At 68.5% G+C, this 21455-nt stretch carries 21 protein-coding genes; 12 read left to right on the forward strand and 9 right to left on the reverse strand.

Translation table 11 applies throughout. From position 1 onward, the window contains the following. The first annotated feature begins 13 nt into the window (after positions 1–13). Positions 14–607, forward strand: coding sequence for a TetR family transcriptional regulator (locus RGQ06_RS06310; RefSeq protein ID WP_432427416.1), 594 nt, complete (start codon positions 14–16; stop codon positions 605–607). Positions 608–723: 116 nt separating this feature from the next. On the opposite strand, the gene RGQ06_RS06315 is transcribed toward RGQ06_RS06310, so the two are convergent. Together RGQ06_RS06315 and RGQ06_RS06320 are read right to left on the reverse strand one after the other, a co-directional pair. Then, positions 724–1167, reverse strand: a complete 444-nt coding sequence (locus RGQ06_RS06315; protein ID WP_432427415.1) for a pyridoxamine 5'-phosphate oxidase family protein — start codon at positions 1165–1167, stop codon at positions 724–726. A gap of 11 nt (positions 1168–1178) precedes the next feature. Then, on the reverse strand, positions 1179–2426 hold the full coding sequence (locus RGQ06_RS06320) for a cytochrome P450 (RefSeq protein WP_432427414.1): 1248 nt from the start codon (positions 2424–2426) through the stop codon (positions 1179–1181). A 68-nt stretch (positions 2427–2494) separates the two neighbouring features. Here RGQ06_RS06320 and RGQ06_RS06325 point away from each other — a divergent pair, with 68 nt between their 5' ends. Next, complete coding sequence (locus RGQ06_RS06325; protein ID WP_432427413.1) at positions 2495–3136, forward strand: TetR/AcrR family transcriptional regulator; 642 nt, start codon at positions 2495–2497, stop codon at positions 3134–3136. A 53-nt stretch (positions 3137–3189) separates the two neighbouring features. Here the strand turns inward: RGQ06_RS06325 and RGQ06_RS06330 are convergent, their stop codons facing one another. From RGQ06_RS06330 to RGQ06_RS06360, 7 genes are all read right to left on the reverse strand, one after another. Continuing rightward, on the reverse strand, positions 3190–4737 hold the full coding sequence (locus RGQ06_RS06330) for an acyl-CoA synthetase (RefSeq protein ID WP_432427412.1): 1548 nt from the start codon (positions 4735–4737) through the stop codon (positions 3190–3192). Between the two features lie 13 nt (positions 4738–4750). Further along, on the reverse strand, positions 4751–5950 hold the full coding sequence (locus tag RGQ06_RS06335; protein WP_432427411.1) for an amidohydrolase family protein: 1200 nt from the start codon (positions 5948–5950) through the stop codon (positions 4751–4753). A 130-nt stretch (positions 5951–6080) separates the two neighbouring features. Beyond that, the gene (locus RGQ06_RS06340) at positions 6081–7076 is read right to left on the reverse strand and encodes an enoyl-CoA hydratase-related protein (RefSeq protein WP_432427410.1); all 996 of its coding nucleotides are present in this window, start codon (positions 7074–7076) and stop codon (positions 6081–6083) included. Further along, positions 7073–8119 carry an LLM class F420-dependent oxidoreductase gene (locus tag RGQ06_RS06345; protein WP_432427409.1) on the reverse strand — a complete coding sequence of 349 codons (1047 nt, stop codon included), beginning with the start codon at positions 8117–8119 and terminating at the stop codon, positions 7073–7075. Before RGQ06_RS06345 ends, RGQ06_RS06340 begins: the two co-directional genes overlap by 4 nt. Next, on the reverse strand, positions 8116–8877 hold the full coding sequence (locus tag RGQ06_RS06350; RefSeq protein ID WP_432427408.1) for an enoyl-CoA hydratase/isomerase family protein: 762 nt from the start codon (positions 8875–8877) through the stop codon (positions 8116–8118). Before RGQ06_RS06350 ends, RGQ06_RS06345 begins: the two co-directional genes overlap by 4 nt. Continuing rightward, the gene (locus tag RGQ06_RS06355) at positions 8874–10124 is read right to left on the reverse strand and encodes a cytochrome P450 (protein ID WP_432427407.1); all 1251 of its coding nucleotides are present in this window, start codon (positions 10122–10124) and stop codon (positions 8874–8876) included. The genes RGQ06_RS06350 and RGQ06_RS06355 overlap by 4 nt, the downstream gene beginning before the upstream one ends. 34 nt (positions 10125–10158) lie before the next feature. After that, positions 10159–11457 carry an acyl-CoA dehydrogenase family protein gene (locus RGQ06_RS06360; protein WP_432430707.1) on the reverse strand — a complete coding sequence of 433 codons (1299 nt, stop codon included), beginning with the start codon at positions 11455–11457 and terminating at the stop codon, positions 10159–10161. Between RGQ06_RS06360 and RGQ06_RS06365 the strand changes: the two genes are divergently transcribed. From RGQ06_RS06365 to RGQ06_RS06410, 10 genes are all read left to right on the forward strand, one after another. Further along, positions 11456–12670: a DUF445 domain-containing protein gene (locus RGQ06_RS06365; RefSeq protein WP_432427405.1), complete on the forward strand. Its 1215-nt coding sequence runs from the start codon at positions 11456–11458 to the stop codon at positions 12668–12670. The two genes, RGQ06_RS06360 and RGQ06_RS06365, sit on opposite strands and share 2 nt — an antisense overlap. Positions 12671–12778: 108 nt before the next feature. Continuing rightward, positions 12779–13567, forward strand: a complete 789-nt coding sequence (locus tag RGQ06_RS06370; RefSeq protein ID WP_432427404.1) for an MlaE family ABC transporter permease — start codon at positions 12779–12781, stop codon at positions 13565–13567. After that, on the forward strand, positions 13567–14445 hold the full coding sequence (locus RGQ06_RS06375) for an MlaE family ABC transporter permease (RefSeq protein WP_432427403.1): 879 nt from the start codon (positions 13567–13569) through the stop codon (positions 14443–14445). Before RGQ06_RS06370 ends, RGQ06_RS06375 begins: the two co-directional genes overlap by 1 nt. 4 nt (positions 14446–14449) lie before the next feature. Then, positions 14450–15478: an MlaD family protein gene (locus tag RGQ06_RS06380; RefSeq protein WP_432427402.1), complete on the forward strand. Its 1029-nt coding sequence runs from the start codon at positions 14450–14452 to the stop codon at positions 15476–15478. Next, a complete protein-coding gene (locus RGQ06_RS06385; RefSeq protein WP_432427401.1) occupies positions 15478–16500 on the forward strand; it encodes an MCE family protein in 1023 nt (340 codons plus the stop codon). The genes RGQ06_RS06380 and RGQ06_RS06385 overlap by 1 nt, the downstream gene beginning before the upstream one ends. Next, positions 16497–17513 carry an MCE family protein gene (locus tag RGQ06_RS06390; protein WP_432427400.1) on the forward strand — a complete coding sequence of 339 codons (1017 nt, stop codon included), beginning with the start codon at positions 16497–16499 and terminating at the stop codon, positions 17511–17513. The genes RGQ06_RS06385 and RGQ06_RS06390 overlap by 4 nt, the downstream gene beginning before the upstream one ends. Further along, positions 17510–18514, forward strand: a complete 1005-nt coding sequence (locus RGQ06_RS06395) for an MCE family protein (protein ID WP_432430708.1) — start codon at positions 17510–17512, stop codon at positions 18512–18514. The genes RGQ06_RS06390 and RGQ06_RS06395 overlap by 4 nt, the downstream gene beginning before the upstream one ends. Next, on the forward strand, positions 18511–19518 hold the full coding sequence (locus RGQ06_RS06400; RefSeq protein WP_432427398.1) for an MlaD family protein: 1008 nt from the start codon (positions 18511–18513) through the stop codon (positions 19516–19518). The genes RGQ06_RS06395 and RGQ06_RS06400 overlap by 4 nt, the downstream gene beginning before the upstream one ends. Beyond that, positions 19515–20822, forward strand: coding sequence for an MlaD family protein (locus RGQ06_RS06405; RefSeq protein WP_432427397.1), 1308 nt, complete (start codon positions 19515–19517; stop codon positions 20820–20822). Before RGQ06_RS06400 ends, RGQ06_RS06405 begins: the two co-directional genes overlap by 4 nt. Next, positions 20819–21439: a hypothetical protein gene (locus RGQ06_RS06410; RefSeq protein WP_432427396.1), complete on the forward strand. Its 621-nt coding sequence runs from the start codon at positions 20819–20821 to the stop codon at positions 21437–21439. The genes RGQ06_RS06405 and RGQ06_RS06410 overlap by 4 nt, the downstream gene beginning before the upstream one ends. The last annotated feature ends 16 nt before the right edge of the window (positions 21440–21455 follow it).

A 21455-nucleotide genomic window follows, 5' to 3' on the forward strand; every position in this document is an offset into this window, starting at 1 on the left:
CTACGATGCGGACATGTCGGAGACCATCGGCCTGCGGGAGCGCAAGAAGCGCGACCGCCGCCGCCAGATCGAGGACGTCGCCGTCGAGCTGTTCGAGCAGCAGGGGTTCGACGCGACCACGATCGAGCAGATCGCCGCCGCCGCCGAGATCGCACCGAGGACGTTCTTCTCCTACTTCGAGACCAAGGACGACGTGGTCATCGCCGACTACGCCGACCGCCTCGGCCGCATCCTCGAGGAGCTCGACCAGCGACCGGCGGACGAGCCGACGTGGCGCGCGCTGCGAGCAGCCTTCGCTGCGGTCGCGTCCGACTACGCGACGGAGGTCGACCGCCTCGCCCGGCGCTTCGGCATCATGGCGACCACCCCGTCAGTCCAGGCCCGGAGCCTCCAGCTCCAGGCGGGCTGGGAGCACACCCTCGCTGCGCACCTCGCCACCCGGATGGGCGCCGCCGCCAGCGACCCGACACCCCGCCTGCTCGCGGCCACCGCCGTGGCGGTCATGCGCGCCTCGCTCCAGCACTGGCTCACCGCCCCGCAGGCGGTGGAGCTGCCGACGCTCGTGCAGGACGCCTTCGATCGGCTCGGCGCTGGGCTCGCTCGGTGATGACGCAGGGAACCGGACCGCAGCTCCTTCAGCGGATCTCGTGCAGGGCGAGGCCGAGCGGATGGCAACTGGGCAGCGGCGCACGCCTCTGATGCGCGTACCGCGGCCCAGAAGGTTCAGCCGTGCAGACGGAGCTTGGCGTTGTCCCAGCTCAGGAGTCGACCGACAGGATCGAGCCGGATCACGACCTGACCTTGGTAGTGCTTCGTGGTGGCCTTGGGCATCCGGGATGGCGCGGGTCGAAAGGCTGCGTACTTGTCAGCGAACAGCGCTCCGGCGCGATCGGCCTCGGCGCCGGGTTCCAGGATCGTCGCCCTGACGGGCAACTCGACTGCGGCGAGCTCAGCCCACTGCTGGCCCTGCTCCACCACGAGGCAGGCTCGGTCGTCGTTGCGGATGCGCGACACCTTCTTGCTGCGCTCTGGCGTGGCGACGTAGATCGCACGGTCCTCGACGACGTACCAGAGTGGGAGCGAGACCGGCCAGCCATCGCGCCGCAATGTCGTCAGGATCGCAGTGTGGCCGCGCTCGAGGAACGCCCACGCCTCGTCCTGGTCCATGCGGACGCTCATCAGATACCCAAGCGGACGGGAACGTGCTTGGCGCCGCCGACGAAGTGCGACTTCGTCCACTCGGTCGGCCCGGTCAGCTCGATCGAGGTGAACTCGCGGCGAAGACCGTCGAGGACGGCGGAGACCTCCATGTGGGCCAGCCTGGACCCGAGGCAGAAGTGCGCTCCGTGGCCCCAGCCGACCTGGCGGCTGGCGTTCGATCGGTTGACGTCGAGCGAGTGCGGGTCGTCGAACAGGCCCGGGTCGCGGTTGGCGCCCGGATACGACAGGAGAACTCGGTCGCCGGGAGCGAAGACGTGACCTGCCACCTCGGCATCGGTCTGGGCATGTCGAAGGAAGTGGCGGACCGGCGAGGTGAGCCGAACGACTTCGTACGCCGCGTTCTGGACCAGGTCTGGCTTCGAGCGCAGGCGATCGAACTGGTCCGGGAACCGCGCCAGCGCGTCGACGCCGCCAGCCATTGCGAACGACGTCGTGTCGTGACCGGCGGTGGCGATGATCACGTACAAGCCGATCGCCGACATGGTCTCGAGCGGCGTGCCGTCGACCACGCCGTTGGCGATGGCCGAGGACAGGTCGTCGGTGGGGTTGGCCTGCCGATCCTGCATCAGTTCGGTGAAGTAGCCGGCGACCTCCATCATCGCCGCGAACGGGTCACCCTGCCCGAGCTCGTCGTCCTCCGAGCTGAACATCTCCTGGGTCAGCTTCAGCAGGACCGGCTCGTCCTCCCGGGGCACGCCCATCATCGACATGATCACCCGCAGGGGCAGCGGGAGCGCCACCTCGGACGAGAAGTCGCACTCGCCTCCGATCTCGCGCAACCGCGTCATCGACTCGGCGACCAGCTCGTCCACGGCGGGCTTCAGGACGCGAAGGGTGGAGTTCTTGAACCACTCGACGACCAGCTTGCGGTGCGCGAGGTGGTCCGGCCCGTCCTGGTTGATCAGCATCTTGAGCTGGGCACCGACCTCGTTGATGTCCGGACCGTCGGCTCCCAGCTTCGGGGGGAGCAGCGGCACCGTCGTGTTGGCGAACTCCCCCGGGCGGCGGGACACCTCGAGGAGCACCTCGAGGTCGACCGTGGCCCAGATCGTCCCGTGGACGTCGTCGTCGAAGCGGACGAACGGCCCCTGACCGCGCAGCTCGTCGACGGCACGGTGCCAGCGCTCGACGTCGAGGAAGGTGGCGCCGTCGGTGAACAGCGGACCGGGATCGGTGCGGGTTGTGGTCTCATCGGTGGTGCTCATGGAAGACTCCTGTGGAGCGGGCGCCGGGGGCGGAACCGCTGGGTTAAACTGTACGAATGTCCAATAAATTGCCTGAGAGGCGGCTCGGTCGACCGCCAGGGGCCGATGCCGACAAGACGAAGGCGGCGCTGCTCGACGCGGCGCTCCGTGCCTTCGCCGAGCGTGGCTTCGAAGGGGCGTCGATCCGCGAGATCACCGGTGCGGTCGGCGTGGGCCACAACCTGGTGCGCCACTACTTCGGTTCGAAGGAGGACCTGTGGCGAGCCGCGGTCCGCCACGGTCTGGAGCCGGCGGCGGCGCGCATCGTGGAGATGTTCGACGTCGGCGAGGCCCGGCCGCTGCGTCCGACGCTTCGCGCCGGGTTGGAGCTGCTCATGGTGGAGGCCGCGTCGCACCCGGACGCGTTCCGCCTCTTCCTGGCAGAGGCGCTGCGGGGTGGCCCCCGGTTCGACCAGATCTACGACGACGTCATCGAACCGATCTCGCAAGCGATCTTCGAGTACGCGGACGTGACCCGCGAGATCCCCTCGACGGTCGACCTCCGCGTGCTCGGCGTCTTCGTGTTCGGCGCTGCGTTCAGCCCGTTCACCTTCGAGGGCCTCGCGTCGCGCCTCGGGTTCGCGCCGCCACGCACAGGTGAGCCGCTGAACCCGCAGGTCGAGCAGCTGATCGACATGATCGTCGCCGGCATGACCCACATGGAGGATTGACCGTCCAGGCCGGCGTCCCCGGCGGCCCTCAGGTTCGTCGATCGCGGAGCTCGTCACGTCGCCACCTCGATCTCCTCGAGCAGGCGGCGCTTGAGGAGCTTGCCGCTCTCGAGGCGTGGGAGCTCGTCGACGAAGACCAGCTCGCGGGGACACTTGTAGTGGGCGAGCTCGTCGCGGCAGTGCTCGATGAGCTCGGCCGCGAGGCGATCGGGATCATCCGGGGCGTTCACCGCGACGACGAAGGCCTTCACGCGCTCGCCCATCTCGGGATCGGGCACCCCGAGGACCGCGACGTCGTGGACGTCCGGGTGGACGGTCAGGACGTTCTCGGCTTCCTGGGGGTAGATGTTGACCCCGCCCGAGATGATCATGTTCGAGGCCCGGTCCGTCAGATGCAGGTAGCCGTCGTCGTCGACGTGGCCGATGTCGCCGTAGGTGGCCCATCCCCGTGGATCGGTTGCCCTGCGGGTCTTGGCCGGGTCGTTGTGGTACTCGAACCGCCCGGCGGCCTCGAACCAGACCTGCCCGGTCTCGCCCGGACCGACGTCGGTGCCGTCCTCGCCGACGATGTGGACGGCGCCGAGCATGGAACGGCCCACCGAGCCCGGATGCTCGAGCCACTCGTGGGCGGTGATGTTGCAGAAGCCGAAGCCCTCGGAGCCGCCGTAGTACTCGTCCACGATCGGCCCGACCCAGTCGATCATCTGCTGCTTGACGGGGACCGGGCAGGGGGCGGCGGCGTGGATGACCTTCTGGAGCGACGACAGGTCCGCCCGTGACCGCACCTCCTCGGGCAGCCGCAGCATGCGTACGAAGTGGGTCGGCACGAACTGCGCGTGGGTGACCCGGTGCCGTTCGATGGCATCGAGCGCCTCGGCGCCATCGAAGCGCTCCATGATCACCACGGTCGCGCCGAGACGATGGGCGGCGATCGTCCACCCCAGCGGGGCGGCGTGGTACATCGGTGCTGGACTCAGGTACACGGAGGAGGCGTCCATGCCGTAGAGGCCCCTGGCCACCGGCGTGATGCCACCCTTCGCCTGGCCGAACGGCGACCTCGGGAGCGGTGGGAGGATGCCCTTGGGTCGGCCCGTCGTGCCCGACGAGTAGAGCATCAGCTGACCTTCCCGTTCCCCCTCGCGGGGCGTCGGGTCGCTGGCCGACAGGGCCTCCTCGAAATCGGCGAAGCCGTCGATGCCGGCGCCGACCGAGAGCCGGATGTCGAGTCGCCGGAGGTGCTGCGACCACCCGTCGACGACCTCGGCCATGTCCGCAGCGGTCACCAGGGCCGTGGCCCCGCAGTCCTCGACGATGTAGCCGGCCTCGTCAGGTCCGAGGTGCCAGTTGATCGGCGTGAGGTACAAGCCGGCCCGGAGGGAAGCCCAGATGACGTCGACGTACTCGAGCTGGTTCCGCAGGAGCACGGCGACGTGGTCGCCCGGCGCGAGCCCGGCCCGATCGAAGTGGCGAGCCAACCGGGTCGAGCGTTCGTCGAGCTCGGCATAGGTCCGCGTCTCGCCGGAACCGGACAGCACGGCGGCCAGCCGGTCGCCGTGCCGGCGGAGCACGTCCTCGGCTCCCTCATGGTGGGTCTCGGGCATCGAGAGGTATCGCTCAGGCCGAGGCGAGGGTGCGCACGCCGGTGAGCTCTGCGGCGTTGTCGTGGACGATCCTGCGCTGATCGGCCTCCGCCAGATGGCCGATCTCGTCGAAGATCTGGGCCGGGAACTCGAGGCCCTCCATGTGGGGGAAGTCCGAGCCGAACAGCACGCGGTCGGTACCCATGAACTCGACGACGTCGTCGATGTCGTCCTCCCAGAACGGGTTGATCCACACGTGCTGCTTGAAGGTCTCGACCGGGTCGTCCTGGAACCAGTTCTGGTACTTCTCCCGGACGGCCGCCAGCTGGCGGAAGACGTCGTGGAGGTAGACGGCACCGTTCTCGACCGAGGCGACCCGCACGCCGGGGAACCGTTCGAAGACCCGGTCGAAGACGAGAGCGGACAGCCAGTCGCAGATCGCCCGTTCCATCTTCCACACCGCGTTGGTGGGCTTGCGCCCACCGCCCAGGGCCGCCTCGGCTCCGCCCGACGCCGGGTAGCCGTTGGCGCCGTAGCCCGAGTTGCCGACGTGGGCCACGACGACGATGCCGGCGTCGCTCACCCGTTGCCAGAACCCGTCGAACACCTCATCGCCCGGCGAGCGCTGTCCGTCCTTGGTGGTGATCGGTGCCGGTCGCATGACGACGACCCGCGCGCCCTGATCGGTGACGTAGTCGAGCTCGGCGCATGCCTCGTCGGGATCGGCCAGCGTCATGTACGGAGCGGCGAAGATCCGGTTCTGGTTGGCGAAGCCCCAGTCCTCCTCCAGCCAGCGGTTGAACGCCCGGTGCACTGCGACGTTGGCCTCGATGTCGTGCTTGAGCACCTCCTCGTAGTGGACGGCGGTCGTGGGGAAGAGCCACGCCGCGTCGACCCCCTGTTCGTCCATCAGCGCGAGACGCGCCGCGCTGTCCTGGTAGGCCGCAGGGAGCGGCTCGAGGTTGGAGCGGATGAGCTCGGCGAAGCTCTTGTTGTTCGGGTTGCCCTTGTAGTACTCGCGCAGCACGCCGGGCTTGGAGATCGGGTCGTAGGTCGGGTTGGGGACCTGCCAGTCGACCTTGCCACGGATCATCTGGCGCTGGTGGCCGTTCTCGAGCGTCACCCAGACGGGCCCTCGGTTCTTGAACTCTCGAGGCAGGTGCCGGGTGAACGCGTCCCGAGCCTCGTAGTAGTGGTTGTCGGCATCGAACATGGGCATCGGCGGGGTGGTCATCGGGTGCTCCGATCGTTTCGGTCAGTGGCCGGACGAGGTCTGGTCTGGAAGACCTTAACGGATGAACTGGACACTTGTACATTAACTCGTGACGCGGGCTACTCGTCCTCGATGCTGATCGCCTGCCATCTCAGTCATCGCTTTCGTGGTAGCGGTTGCCGAACGTCTCTTCCCGCCACGCCATCGCCGCCTTGAGGCCGTCGCGCTCGGCACGCTTCATGAACTCGTCTCCGGATTCGCCCGTCTTCTCGTCGCGCTTGGCGTAGAGGCCCTGCTCACGGAAGCTGGCGACGGCGAGCAGGTCGACACTCGCCGCGATGCCGGTGCGGAAGCCCATGATCTCGAACTGGCGGTTGATGCTCCGCTTGGTGAGCATGATGAGATCGGTGGGCGTGAGCGCGATCTGGGCCGCCAGCTCCTCGGTCCGTGCTTCGAGCTCATCGGCAGGCACCGATTCGGAGGCCCACTGGCACTCGGCCGCCTCCTTGCCGCTCATCGGCTCGCAGGTGAACATGTAGTACTTGGCCTTGGTCATGCCCACGAGCCACGGCATGTACTGGAGGTTGCCCGGCGACCAGTTGCGTCCGACGGGCCAGCCGATCTTGGCGTCGTCGGCGACGACGCGCAGGTCGCAGAACCCGGCCAGCTCGGTTCCGCCGGCGAGGCAGTGGCCGTGGATCTGGGCGATGACCGGCTTCTGGAGGTCGAACAGCGTGAAGTACACGCGGGCGTGCTCGAGGTCGTAGGACTGCCACAGCCGGTCCCGCTCGGGGTGGATGTAGCCGCCCCCGGGCATGTTCCGCTGCCGCTCGCCCTTCTTGGCCGGCGCCATGTCGTAGCCGGCGCAGAACGAAGGTCCCTCGCCCTTGATGATGATCACTCGGATCTCCTCGTCGAGCTCGAGGAGCTTGGCCGCCATCTCGATCTGGAGCAGGCGCTCGTAGCCGAGCGGGTTCCGCTTCTCCGGACTGTTGAGCACGATGCGCCCGATCGGTCCGTCGCGCTCGATGTCGATGAGGTCGAACTCGGGGAGCTCGACGTTCTCCTTGCGGTACGGGGGTGACCACTTCACCATGCGGTGCGAGGCGCCGGGGCGGGTGGTCTGCATCTCGTTGTCTTCGGTCATCGGTGGGCTCTCTCCGTCGCTGTGGGGTCGGGTTGGCGCAGGGTGTGGGCGATGGCGGTCCAGGCGTTCACTGCCGGTCCGGCGTTCGGTCGCTCGTAGCTGGTCACTCGGTTGGCGATGTCGCCGTAGCGTCGGTGGAGCTCGGGACCGATGTCTTCGGGGCGACCGACCACGGCGAACGTCTCGAGGATCTCGTCGGTGATGAGCGCGCCCATGCGCTCCCACGCGCCGTCCTTGGACATGGCGTGCAGCTCGGCCTGGAGGTCTCCCCAACCGTGGAGCTCGAGCACGGGTCGGTAGGCGGGGGTGGACCCGTAGAACGCCATCTGACGTCGCGTTGCCCGCTTCGCCCTCTCGATGGCCTCGTCGTCGACACCGGTCACCACGAAGCCCGGTGCCACGATCTCGAGGTCGTCCACGCTCCGGCCGGCGCGCTCGCACCCCCGCGCGAGGGCGGGCAGCGTCCGCTCCCGGAGGTAGCGCTCGGACGAGAAGCCGTGGCAGATGAACCCGTCGGCCACCTCACCTGCGACCTCGGTCATCCGGGGGCCGACGCCGGCGAGGAACACCTTGGGCGCCCCGTGCCCATGGGCGCGGGGCGTGAACATCGGGGGCATGAGCGTGTGCCGGTAGAACTCGCCCTCGAACTCGAGCGGGGTGCCGTGCTCCCACGTGTCCCAGATGGCGCGCAGCGCCTGGATGAACTCGCGCATCCGTCGGGCCGGGTGCGACCAGGGCATGGAGTAGCGCTTCTCGATGTGGGGTCGGATCTGGCTGCCGAGGCCGAGCACGAACCGCCCGCCGCTCAGCTCCTGCAGGTCATGGGCCGTGTTGGCCAGGGTCATCGGCGATCTGGCGAAGGCGATCGCGATCGCGGTGCCGATCTCGATCGACTCGGTCGACGCCGCGGCCAGCGCACAGGACAGGAACGGGTCGTGGTTCGTCTCCGCTGCCCACAGCGCGTCGAACCCCGCTGCCTCGGTCCTCCGGGCCAGATCTGCCGCCTGAGCCGGGCGGACGGTGGCACCGAGGTCGACCTTCACGTCTTGGCTCCGTAGGACGCGAGGCGAGCCCGGAACGCCGGATCGTCACGCTGGACCTCGAGCTGGATGGCCAGCTCCGTCTGGATGACCTCCGTCAGGTCGTCGAAGGTGAAGGCTCGGTTGAGCATCTCCTTGGTTCGCCGCAGCCCGAGGGCGGACTTCCCGCACAGCTCTTCGGCGAGGGCGGTGGCTGCGGATTCGAGGTCGTCATCGGCAACCACCTCGGACACCAGTCCGAGGCGCTCGGCGCGCCAGGCGTCGATGGCACGTCCGGTGAGCATGAGCTCCGACGCCAGCGAGAGCCCGACCAGGCGGGGGAGGAAGTAGGTGATCCCGACGTCGCAACCGCTGAGGCCGAGGTTGATGAACGTCTCGTCCATGCGTGCGCTCTCCCCGGCGATGCGGATGTCGCTGGCCAGGCCCATGACGAAGCCGCCACCTTTGACCGCACCGTGGAGCAGCGCGATCACCGGCTGCGGACAGGCCCGCATGAGGGGCATCAGCTCGACGATCCGTTGCGTCTCCTTGCCGCCGCTCGCCAGGTGCGCAGCGAGGTCGAGTCCAGCGCAGAAGGACGGGCCGTTGCCGCGCACGACGACCACGCGCACGTCGTCACGGTCGGCGACCGCCGCGAAGTAGTCGCACAGTCCGCCGATGAGGGCCGGGTCGAGCGCGTTGTGCTTCCGCGGACGGTTGAGCGTGAGCCAGTCCACGCCGTCGCGGTGCTCGATCGTGAGCACGCGGCTCGCATCGCTCATGCGAACGCGCCGCGGACCGGGACGTGCTTGGCGCCGCCGACGAAGTGCGCCTTGGTCCACGCCGCCGGACCGGTCGCCTCGATCGAGGTGACTTCGCGGGCCAGTCCGTTGAGGATGGCGGCCACCTCCATCTGGGCGAGACGCGCGCCCAGGCAGAAGTGCGGGCCGTGACCCCATCCGATCTGGCGGTTGGCGTTGGATCGGCCGACGTCGAGGCGGTGGGGGTCGTCGAAGACCGCAGGATCTCGGTTCGCCGCCGGATATGACAGGAGGATTCGATCGCCCGGGGCAAAGGCTTGGCCAGCGACCTCGGCGTCGGCCTGGGTGTGGCGGAGGAAGTGCCGCACCGGGGAGGTGAGCCGGACGACTTCGTGAGCAGCGTTGTCCACGAGCGACGGGTCCGCACGCAGCCGCTGGAACTCATCGGGGAAGCGGCACAGCGCTTCAACACCGCCCGACATGGCGAACGACGTGGTGTCGTGGCCCGCAGTCGCGATGATCACGTGCAGGCCGAGCGCAGCCATGGTCTCGATCGACGTGCCGTCCACCACGCCGTGGACGATCGCCGAGCAGAGGTCGTCGGTGGGGTTGTCCTTCCGGTCCCTCATCATGTCCATGAGGTAGCCAGCGACCTCGTGGATGGCGGCGAGCGGGTCACTGCTCCCCAGCTCATCGTCATCGGCGCTGAACATCTCCTGGGTGAGCTTGAGCATCACCGGCTCGTCCTCGCGGGGGACGCCCAGCATGGACATGATCACCCGGAGAGGGAGCGGGAGGGCGATCTCCGTCGCGAAATCGCACTCCCCGTCCAGATCGCGCAAGCGCGCCATCGACTCGGTCACCAGGTCCTCGACGGCCGGCTTCAGGACTCGCAACGTGGAGTTCTTGAACCAGTCGACGACGACCTTGCGGTGCGCCTGGTGATCCGGCCCATCCATGTTGACCAGCATCTTGAGCTGGCCCCACACCTCGTCCTTGTCATCACCAGCGAGGCCTGCCGTGGCGAGCAGCGCCGGCTCCTCGGTGTTGGCGAACTCGGCGGGGCGTCGCGACACGTCGAGGAGGACGTGCAGGTCCGTGACGATCCACAGGGGCCCGTAGACGTGGTCATCCACGGGCAGGAACGGCTCGGGGCTGCGCAGTTCGTCGACGCTGCGATGCCAGCCCTCGGGGTCGAGGAAGGACGAGCCACGAAGGAAGAGTCGTGCAGCGTTCGCTGGGGCTTCGGATGCTTGGGGTGCCGTCATGGGTACTGCTCCTGTCGTGGGTGGCGGCTGTCTCTCAACGGGGCACCTGGTTCCACGGCAAGGTGTCGTCCGTGCGTGGTTCGCCGGGGAGGCCGAGCACCCGCTCGGCGACGATGTTGCGGTTCACCTCGTCGGTACCTCCGCCGAGGCGCATGCCGGGCGACCACAGGAACTTCGCCACCCAACGGGCGTCCTCGCCCTCGTCCAGGAGGCCAGCGGGCCCGAGCAGCTGCATGCCGAGCTCTGCGGACTCGACCTTGAGCTTGGTGAGCCCCAGCTTGGCGACGGATCCACCGGGACCGGGCTGTCGCCCCTGGAGGGCAGCGGTGAGCGTGCGCATGCCGAGGAAGCGCAGGAGCTCGCCCTGGATGTGCACGTCGACGATCCGCTGACGCGTGACGTCGTTCATCGTCCCGCGACGACGGGCGAGCTCCGCCATCCGCGCGGGCAGCGTGCTCCGCTTCGATCCACCGCTGCCTCCGATCGACGTCCGCTCGTTCATGAGCGTCGTCACGGCGACGTGCCATCCGTCGTCGACGCCGCCGATGACGTTCTGGCGCGGAACACGGACGTCCTCGAGGAAGATCTCGTTGAAGTCGGCCGTTCCGGTCATCTGCTTCAGGGGTCGGACGGTGACGCCAGGTGTCCGGAGGTCGAGGATGAACGCGGTGATCCCCTGGTGCTTGGGAGCGTCCGGGTTCGTCCGGCACAGCACCTCGCCGTAGTCGGCGAAGTGGGCGTGCGAGGTCCACACCTTCTGCCCGTTCAGGACCCACTCGTCGCCGTCGCGCACCGCTCGCGTCGCCAAGCCCGCCGAATCCGATCCGGCGTTGGGCTCCGAGAACATCTGGCACCACACCGTGTCCCCCCGGAGCAGCGGGCGGAGGTACTGCTCCTTCTGCTCCGGCGTGCCGTGGACCCGGAGCGTCGGACCGACGAAGTTGAGCCCGATCGTGAAGAGATCGGCCGGCGTCTTCCGAGCAGCCTCCTCCTGCCCGAAGATGATCTGCTCCATGGGCGTCCCGTTGCGGCCACCGAGCTCGGGCTCCCAGGTGATCTTGGCCAACCCGGCATCGAACTTGGCCGCCTGCCACGCCTTGGCCCGCGCGATCGGATCATCACCGTCGAGCCGGTCCAGCGCGTCATCGATCCAGGTGCGGAACTCCTCCCGCAGGACCGACTGTTCCGGTGTGTCTTCGAAGTCCACGCCGGGCACCATAGGGCGGTACTGTACGTTCGTCCAGTTCTTCTCCTCCGGGCAGTCGCACGGAACGTGATGAACTGGACGAATGTACAGTTGATGGGTACCGTGCCGGCCATGGATCAGCGCCATGAGTGACCGGGTGTGGCTGTTCGTGGTCGTCCCGTCGGTGACGGCGTTCATCGGCTACGTGACGAACTGGGCCGCGGTGCGGATGATGTTCCATCCGGCGGAGCCGCGGGGCATCGGACCCCTGCGGTGGCACGGGATCGTGTACCGCATGGGGCCGAAGTTCGCTCGGGAGATCGCCAGCACGACCGGCCAAGTGCTCACGCCGGCCGACATCGCCGAGCGCGTCGACATCGACGGCCTCGTCGAACGGCTCCACCGGGATCACGAGCACCTGCTCGACGACGTGGTCGGCGAGGGCCTCGACGTGCTCGCACCGGGCATCTGGGACACGATGGACCCCCAGGCTCGAGCGCAGCTGCGGACGGTGCTGCTGGCGCAGGCCACCGGGTCCGTCGACGGCCTCATCGGGGCGCTTGGCGACAGGTTGCCCGAGGTCCTCGATCTCGACGAGCTCCTCGTCGCGGAGCTGACCGGCGAGAACGCCGACCGTCTGGCCCGGGTCGCCGGGCAGATCGCCGGCCGCGAGCTGCGCTTCATCGAGATCTACGGCGCGGTGTTCGGGTTCGGCATCGGGCTGGTGCAGGCTGCGCTGTTCGGGGTGTTCGGGATCTGGTGGACCATGCCGATCGTTGGTGGGATCGTCGGCCTCGGCACCAACTGGCTCGCCATCCAGATGATCTTCCGCCCCCTCGAGCCGACCCGCTTCCTCGGGTTGGTCACGTACCAGGGGATGTTCCCCAAGCGGCAGCGGGAGATCGCAGCCGACTACGGCAAGATCACCGCGAGCGAGATCTTCACGCCCGAGAAGCTGGTGTCTGCCGTGGTGGAAGGGCCGGGAATGTCGGCGTCGGACGCCGAGCTCCGATCGCTGGCCGCCATGCGCCTCGCGGAGTTCCGCCCGATGCTCGCCCTGGTGACGGGAGGCGTCGATCCGTCCGACGACGAGCTGAGCAAGGTGGTGGACGTCCTCTTCGACCGACTCCTCGCCCTCGAGCCGACGCTGCGACCAACCGTCGTGGCGCACCTGACCGAGAGCCTGCGGCTCGACGAGCTGATCGAGGATCGGCTCGGATCGCTGGACAAGGCCCGGTTCGAACGGATGCTGCGCGGGATCTTCGAGGAGGACGAGTGGATCCTGATCGTGGTGGGCGGCGCCCTCGGCGGTCTCATCGGCGTGGCCCAGGGGCTGCTGGTCCGGTCGTTCGACCTGTGATGTCGGGTCAGGAACGGATCCGACATATTTCCCACCCCTGCAAACTTGCATCATCCTCGCAAAAGCGATTAACAAGACATTTCTTGCCGTTCGAGGGGGATCGTCGAGATGGCCCAGCAGCCACGTCTTCTTGGATTGCCCGGTGCGTTCCTCGACGCGCTGGGCGGCATGTCGGCGCTCGCACTCGAGGGCGGCCGGCGCACCTGGGATGTCCGCCGCTGGTGGCGTGAGTTCCTCGATCAGTGCGACTTCCTGGCCAGCGTCACGATCCTGCCGGTCATGCTGGTCGCCATTCCCTTCGGTGCGGTGATCTCGCTGCAGCTGGGACAGCTCGTCGCCCAGCTCGGGGCCCAGTCGCTGACCGGGGCCGCCGCGGTCACCGGCATGATCCAACAGGTCGCGCCCATCGTCACCGCACTCCTCATCGCCGGTGCCGGCGGTTCAGCGATGGCAGCGGACATGGGCGCCCGGAACGTCCGCGACGAACTGGCCGCGATGGAGGTCATGTCGGTCAATCCGACGCACCGGTTGGTCACCCCGCGCCTGTGGGCCTCGACCATCGTTGCCGTGTTCCTCATCTCCCTTGTCGTCGTTGCCGGCACCGCGGGCGCCTTCTTCTTCAACGTGGTGGTGCAGGGCGTGTCTCCTGGCGCCTTCTTCAACGGGGCGACCACGCTCGTCAGCCTCCCCGATCTGTTGGTCGGCTTGTTCAAGGCGGGCGTCTTCGGATTCGTGGCGGCCTCGATCGCCTGCTACCGGGGGATGACGTGCGATCGGGGTCCCGTCGGTGTCGGGAAGGGCGTGACCGACGCCGTGGTGCAGACGTTCATCGCCGTCTTCGTCCTCAACTACGTGATCACCGTCCTGTACCTCGCGATCTTCCCTCCGTCGATCTGATGGCCACCGTCGCGGCACCCTCCAACCCGTTCGCCCGCACCGCCCGCACGCTCCGTCGGTGGCCGAGATCCGTCTCCGGATCGATCACCCAGGTCGGCGACTTCGTCCTGTTCTCGGGCAGAGCCATCGCGTCGGTGTTCAGCGAGCTGCTCCTGCGCAGACGCTTCCTCCGGGAGGTCGCCCGGCAGGTCTCCGACGTCGTGTCCGGTGCGGGCGCGTTCGTCGTGGGCGGGGGCATGGTGTTCGTCGTGGCGGCGATGTCGCTCGCCACCGGTGGCACACTCGGCGTCCAGGCCTACGAAGGCTTGCGCACGATCGGCGCCGAGTCGTTGACCGGCATCGTCACCAGCCTCGGGAACGTCCGCGAGATCACCCCGATGATCGCCGGCATCGCGCTCGCTGCCCAGGTCGGTTCGAGCTTCACCGCCGAGCTCGGAGCGAAGCGGATCAGCGAAGAGATCGACGCGCTGTCGGTCATGAGCATCCCGCCCATCGCCTATCTCGTGTCCACCCGGATCCTCGCCGCCCTCATCGCCATCATCCCCCTCTACCTCGTCTCGCTCTTCGCTTCCTTCGCCGCCTCCGAGCTCGTCACCGTTCGTGTCCTCGGGCTCGCCCAAGGCGTCTACGACTACTACTTCAACCTGTTCCTGCCCCCGATCGACCTTCTGTACAGCCTCATCAAGATCGTCGTCTTCGCCATGCTGGTCGTCCTCATCCACTGCTGGTACGGCTACAACGCCTCCGGCGGACCGGCAGGTGTGGGCGTGGCGGTCGGGCGGGCCATCCGGACCTCGATGATGACGATCGTCGTGGTCAACCTCCTCCTGTCGTTCCTCTTCTGGGGAACGACCACGACGGCCTCACTCACGGGTTGATCCGATGGTCCTCGACGCCGACCGCACACGCCTCGCCGTCGGACTGATCGCCCTCGTGGTGACCGGCGCCATCGCATCGCTGATGGTCCTCGCTGCGAACGGCGCCTACGCCGACGACTACCAGCTCACCGCGCGCACGACCCGGACCGGCTTCGGCCTCGACGACACGTCCGAGATCAAGCTCCGGGGCGTCAAGATCGGCACGGTCGAGCGGGTCGAGCTCCTCCACGACGGTGCCGTCGAGCTGGTCCTGAACATCGCCAAGGACGTCCGGATCCCGGTTGACGCCACCGCCACCATCGAACCTCTCTCCGTCTTCGGCCCGAAGTTCGTCGACGTCCGTCCCGGCGTCAACGAGGTGGACGGCCCGTTCCTCGATCCCGGAACCTCGATGGGCGCCGTCGTGGAGCCCAGCGAGCTCGCAGAGACCCTCGACGGCGTCGCCACGCTGCTGGCGACGATCGACACCGACGACGTGTCGACGATCGTCTCCGAGCTGGCCCGCGGCCTCGATGGCCTCGGCGAGGACCTGGGCGCCTCCATCGACGCCGCCAACGACGTCGCAGCACGGATCGACACGAAGCAGCCAGAGATCGACGCCCTGCTGGCCCATGCCCGTGCGCTCTCGGCCACGCTGTCGAGCCGCTCGGACAGCCTGAGCACGCTCGCCAACGACGGCCAGGAGCTCCTCCGAACGATCGACGAGCAAGGCGACGCCTTCGGCGAGCTCCTCGTGGGCGTCAGCGAGCTGGCGATCCGAGGTGACGACCTGCTCACCGAGGTCGGAGACGACCTCGACCCCACCCTCATCGCCCTCGAGCGCGGTGTCGGCGTGCTTCGCGAGCAGCTCCGGTTCCTCCCCGACTTCGTGGACGGCCTCGACGCGGTCAGTGCGTTGCTCGGGACGGGACTGCTCCAGTGGGACCGCGGCAACGGGCAGTGGGGCGGCATCGGGCACGGCGTCCTCGACTTCGCGCCATGCGGGCTGATCGCTGACGCCAACTGCCCGCCGCGCCCGGGGTACCACGGCTGATGTTCCGCTACACGCGCCTCGTCCTGTTCATCGCGATCAGCGGAGCGCTCACCTTCTGGATCGGCAGCGAGATCGTCGGCTTCGAAGGACGAGTCGACCGCTACGAGCTCGAAGCCACCTTCGCCGATGCCACCGACCTCGGTCCAGGCGATCCGGTGAAGCTCGCCGGTGTCCGCGTCGGGACGGTGGACTCGGTCGAGCTGGTCGCCGGCGAGGCAGCCGTCACCTTCGGCGTCGACCGAGAGGTCGACCTCCCCGTCGACTCCACGGTGTCCGTGCAGGCGCAAGATCTCCTCGGACGCCGGCTGCTCCGGCTCGATCCGGGCAGCTCGCCGGACCTTCTCAGCGACGGAGACGCCGTCACGGAAACCTCCTCGGCGGTGCACCTGGGAGACCTGATCAACGAGCTCGGCCCCCTCCTCGAAGCCGTCCGACCGGAGCAGGTCAACTCCCTCGTCTCGGCCCTGAACGACGCGGTCAGCGGGAACCGGGAGACGATCGCAGGCCTCACCACCGATCTCGCCACCGTGCTCGACACCGCAGCGGCGCGCAGTGAGACGATCGCCTCGCTGACCGACGACTACGCGCTCCTCGTCGGCGAGGTGGCCCGACGGGACCGCAGCATCCAGCGTTTGCTCGACAACCTCGTGCTGCTGACCGAGACGTTCCAGGCATCGGAGGACGTCCTGATCGACGCGCTCGACACCCTCCCCACCACGACTGCGGCACTCCGGGCGTTGCTCGCGGACAACGCGGAGAACGTGGATTCGATCCTGTCCGATCTCGCAGCGGTCACCCAGTCGCTACGCCCCGCGCTGGACGAGGTCGACGTCATCGCTGCCGGGCTGCCCACCGTGCTCGAGAAGGTGTGGTCGCTGGTCGACGACGGTCGCTACGTCAAGATCAACTTCGCGTGCGTGTCGCCGTCCCCGCCGCCTTGTGCGCACCCGGTGGTCGGCCAGACCGACACCGACGAGGACGCGGGCTTGGCCGAGACGTTGCTGGGGGTGCTCGGCCTGTGAGGCTGCTCGACTTCTCCTTCCGTGACATCCCAGTTCGCATCGTCGGTGTCGTCACCCTCATCGCTGCCATCGCCGCCGCAGTCGGGGCGTACAGCATCGGAAGCACCGGCCTGCTGGCCGACACCTACGCTGTGAGCGCCGTGCTCGAGGAGACCGGCGGTCTCCGCGCCGGCGACCGGGTCCGGGTCGCCGGCATCGAGGTCGGGCGCGTGACGTCGGTCGAGCCCGACTTCGACGAAGGCCTCGTCGTGGTGACCTTCGAGGTCGACGCCGGCGTCGAGCTCGGCCCCGACACGACCCTCGAAGTGGCACTGGCCACGCTGCTCGGTGGCCGCTACGTCCGTCTGGCTGGGCCAGTGGAGGAGCCGTACCTCGAGGATCTTCCCGCCGAGCAGCGCCGGATCCCCGTCGATCGGACCCGCCTCCCCCTGGGCGTCATCGACGCACTCGGCCAGCTCACCACGACCGCCGAAGACCTCGACGCCGGCGCCATCGATCGGCTGCTCGGTGAGGCGGCGGTGCTCGCCCGGGACAACGCCGGTCAGGTGGGAGGCATCCTCGATGACGTCGTCGCCCTCTCCGGCCTGCTCAACGCACGACGGCAGCAGATCGACGAGATGATCGACGACACCGCCCAGGTCACCGACGCGCTCGCCGACCGCGACGACGCGATCGTGCAGCTGATCGACGCCTCGGAGGCGTTGCTGGGCGAGATCGCCGCCCGCGAGGAGCAGGTACGGCTCCTCCTCGGCTCGGGAAGCGACGCGGCCACGACCCTGGCCGGCCTCGTCGAGCGCAACCGCGACGAGCTGGCCACCATCCTCGAGAACCTCGACGCCACCACCGACGTGATCGACGAGCGCATCCCCGAGCTCAACACCGCTCTGGCGACGGCCGGCCCCACCGTCGGTGCGCTGGCCGACATCGGCAAGACCGGGCCGTGGCTCGATGTCGTCCTCACCGGGCTGTCGATCGTGCAGCTGCGCAACGTGCTCCTGGAGTCGCTCCGATGAACCGGATTGCACGACGGGTGGCGGTAGCTCTCACCGGCACGCTGTGCCTGGCCAGCTGCGGGATCTCGGGGCCAGATACCTATGAGATCTCGGCCCGGTTCACCCGAGCGGTGGCGGTGTACGAGCAGAGCGACGTCAAGGTCATGGGCGCCACGGTGGGCGAGGTGTCAGGCATCGAGATCGACGGGGACGAGATCGTCCTCACCCTCGCGATCCGAGACGACGTCCCCCTTCCTGCTGACGCCACCGTCGCCATCGCTCCGTCCTCCTTGATCGGGGAGCGTGATGTGGTGCTGCCGCCGTGGAAGCCCGGCGGCGATCGGTTGGAACCCGGCGCCGTGATCGGAGCGGATCGCACCATCATCCCGGTGGAGCCCGACGAAGCCCTGCAGGCCGTCACCGACCTCGTGGCCGCGCTCGACCCGGACTCGGTCAACGACCTCCTCACCGCATCGTCGCAGGCGCTCGACGGCAACGGTGCCACCATCAACCGGGCGCTGTTCGAGCTGTCCCGGCTGATCCCCACGCTGGCTGAGCAGGATGAGGAGCTGCTGGCCATCGCCGCCGACGTCGATCGCCTCGCGGCGGTCGTCCGGGCTCGCGAAGCCGAGATCGCACGTCTGCTCCAGGACTTCGCCACGGTTGCCGGCGTGGTGGACCAGGAGCGTCAGGAGATCATCGACTTCGTCGACGCCATGGTTCGGTTGACCCGCGAAGGCAAGGCGCTGCTCACCGCGTACGAGGTGACCCTGCCCGAAGACCTCGAGACGATCGGAACGCTCGCCCTGACCATCAAGGTCAACGCGGACTCGGTGCAGGGCCTGGTCGACAACCTGTTCTCCCTGAACGTCGAGTTCATCGACTCCTTCGACGGCCAGCACTCCGCCATCCGCGGCCGGGGGCCGGTGGAGCGATCCGTGCTCGAGCAGCTCCTCCCCATCCTCGATGAGCTCGGCGCCGACGTTCCGTGCCTGCCGACCGTCGCGGTGACGTGCTCATGAGCCGATCGATCCGGACCGCCGGACCGATCCTGGCTGCGGCGCTCCTCGTCTCGGCGTGCACGCTCGAGACCACCGGCGCGGTCAAGGGGGACGCTCGATTCACCAGCCGGTTCGATGACGCCCAGGAGCTCGTCGTCGGCCACACGGTCCGCATCTCCGACGTCAACGTGGGCACCGTCCTCGGCATCGAGCTCGACGGCTACGAGGCCCTCGTCGAGTTCACCATCGAAGACGGACGGCACCTGCCGAAGGGGACGACGGCCTCGATCCAGATGACATCGCTGCTCGGCGAGAACTACGTCGCGCTGCAGCTCCCCGAGAACCCGGAGGATGCCCCGCCGCTGGAGTCGGGGGCGACGCTTCCCTCAGGCGGCTCGACGGCAACGGTCGAAGAGCTCGCCATCGAGCTCCTGGCCCTGACCCGGGCGGTGCAGGGCCGAGACCTCGCGGCCATCGTCGAAACGGGCGCGGTCGGCCTGGGTCCACGTGGCGCCGAGCTGAACGAGCTGATCGGCACGGTCGGTTCGGTCACCAACAGCTTCGCGGGACAGGCACAGGTGTTCGACGCGCTGCTCACCGATCTCGATGGCCTCTTGTCGACGCTCGCCTCCGACGCCGACGACATCGGCCAGACGATCGAGCTCGCCGCCGACGCCACCGGATCGCTGGCACGCCAGCGGAAGCGTCTGGTCACGGTGGTCGGCGACCTGACCGCGCTCGCCGTCACACTCGACGCCGAGGTTCTCGCACCCCACCGCGAACGGCTCACCCGGATCGTCGGGGACCTCGCACCGGTCGCCTCCTTGGTCGCCGGCGAGCGCGAGTGGCTGATCCGCATCATCGACCAGCTGGTCATCGTCACCGAACGGCTCCCGACGGCGATCCACGAAGGCGCCGTCATCGCCTACGCCTGGCTCGACGACTTCAACTTCGATGGTGTCCAGCTCCGGACCACGGACCTCGGCACTGCGCTCGGTGAGCTCCTGCTCGGGGTGCAGCCATGACGCGCATCTACGTGAACATCGGCACGTTCCTCGTGCTGACCGTCGCGACGATCGCCTGGTCGATCGTCAACTTCCTCCACCTGGACATCGTGGAGCGCCCCGCGCTCGTGACTGCGGAGTTCGAGGAATCACCCGGCTTGCGGTCCGGCTACGAGGTCACCTACCTCGGTCACGCGATCGGGCGCATCCGAGGTGTCCAGCTCGTCCCAGGGATGAGCGAGGTGCAGCTTGCGATCGACCGCGACGCGGAGCTCCCCGCCGATGTCGTCGCCGCGGCGCGGCGACGCTCCGCCATCGGCGAGCCGTACGTGGATCTCGCGCCCGCGCCGGGCACCGATCCCGACGCTGGCCGTCGACTGGCCGACGGCGACCGGATCGAGCTGTCCAAGACCTCCAGTCCCCTGCAGTACGGCGACCTCTTCCGGTCCCTGGACACCCTGGTCGACACGATCGACGCCGATGCGCTCGGAACGGTGACGCACGAGCTCGCCGCCGCGTTGGACGGTCGAGGTGACGACATCCGCCGCATCGTGACCGGTACCCGCGACCTGACCACCACCTTCTCCCAGAACGGAGACGAGATCGAAGGCCTCATCGACGACGTCGCCGACCTCACCGGCGTCCTCGCCGACAACCGCGACGCGCTGGGATCGGGAATCGACAGCCTGGCCGGCATGACCGAGGCGCTGGAGGAGGCGCGACCATCGGTCGAGACGTTCCTGGACGAAGGCCCGTCGACGATCGCGCTCATGAACGCGATCATCGACGCGGCCGACCACGCCATCATCTGCACCGTCGATGGAACCGCGGTCCTCGACGCCGTGCTCGATGCGGAGACGTTGCGGTCCCTCAGCGGCCTGCTCGAGCGCTCAGCGCCGTTCGCCGACGTGATCCGTCTCGTCCAGGATCCCCGCGATGGGATCTTCCGACTCTTCGTCTCCCCGAGCGGCGGGAACCCCCCGACCGTCGAGTTCGCCGAATCCAAGCCCTTCCCCGACGCACCCGCGGTGGCGACCTGCCCGGAGCGAGATCTCGCCGTGTCGTCGATCGATGTCGCCGACGAGGCGGGAGAAGGTGCAGGTGGTCGACGTCCGCCCGGTGACGGCCCGAGCCGCGACCCCTCCGGACGCCCGGACACGGTCCCGGGTGAGCTCGCCAGCGGAACGAGTGAGGCAGAACCGGGACGCTCCCTGATCGCTCGCGGCGCTGCCTCGCTCTGGCCTTGGGCTCCCCTGCTCACCGTCGCCACCGCCGCCGGGTGGTACGCCTACGTGCTGGCCCGCAGGCGAGGATGGAACGCATGAACGCGACCGCCGACACAGGCGTTCCCGACGAGGACGGCGATGCCGGTGAGGAGCGCAGGATGCGCCGGTGGCCGATCGTGGTTCTCGGAGCGGCGCTCCTGGCGCTGGCGGCCGGTGCCGTGCTCTGGGGTGTGAACGAGCGCAGCGATACTGACGAGGCCAGGTCGCAGCTCGGCCGCCAACGCGACGCGGTCCTCGCCGCAACCGGTTTCGTCGAAGCGCTCATGAGCTACGACCACGATGACCTGGATGCCCAGCAGGCCGCAGTCGAACGTTTCGCGTCGGACCAGTTCCGCGCCGACTTCACCGACGCCTTCACCAGCGAGGTCCGAGACCAGATCGTCGAGGAGCAAGCGACCTCGGTCGTCACCGTCGAGGACGTCTGGCTCACCGTCGAGGACGGCGACGGCGAGGAGGTCAGTGCCATCGTGCATGCCCTCTCGACGGTTTCGAGCGATGGCGGAGCCACCGCCGACCTCGAGTCCTACCTGCGAGTGCGGCTCGTGCGACTCGACGGTCGGTGGCTGGTAGACGACCTGACCTCGCTCGGAAGCCGCGATCTCAGCGCGCCGCTCGCGCCGCCCGACTCGACCGCGGAGGACCGGTCCGATGGATGAGCGAACCGACGCGCGG

The sequence above is a fragment of the Salinilacustrithrix flava genome, from assembly GCF_041228405.1.
Taxonomy (GTDB): domain Bacteria; phylum Actinomycetota; class Acidimicrobiia; order Acidimicrobiales; family Salinilacustritrichaceae; genus Salinilacustrithrix; species Salinilacustrithrix flava.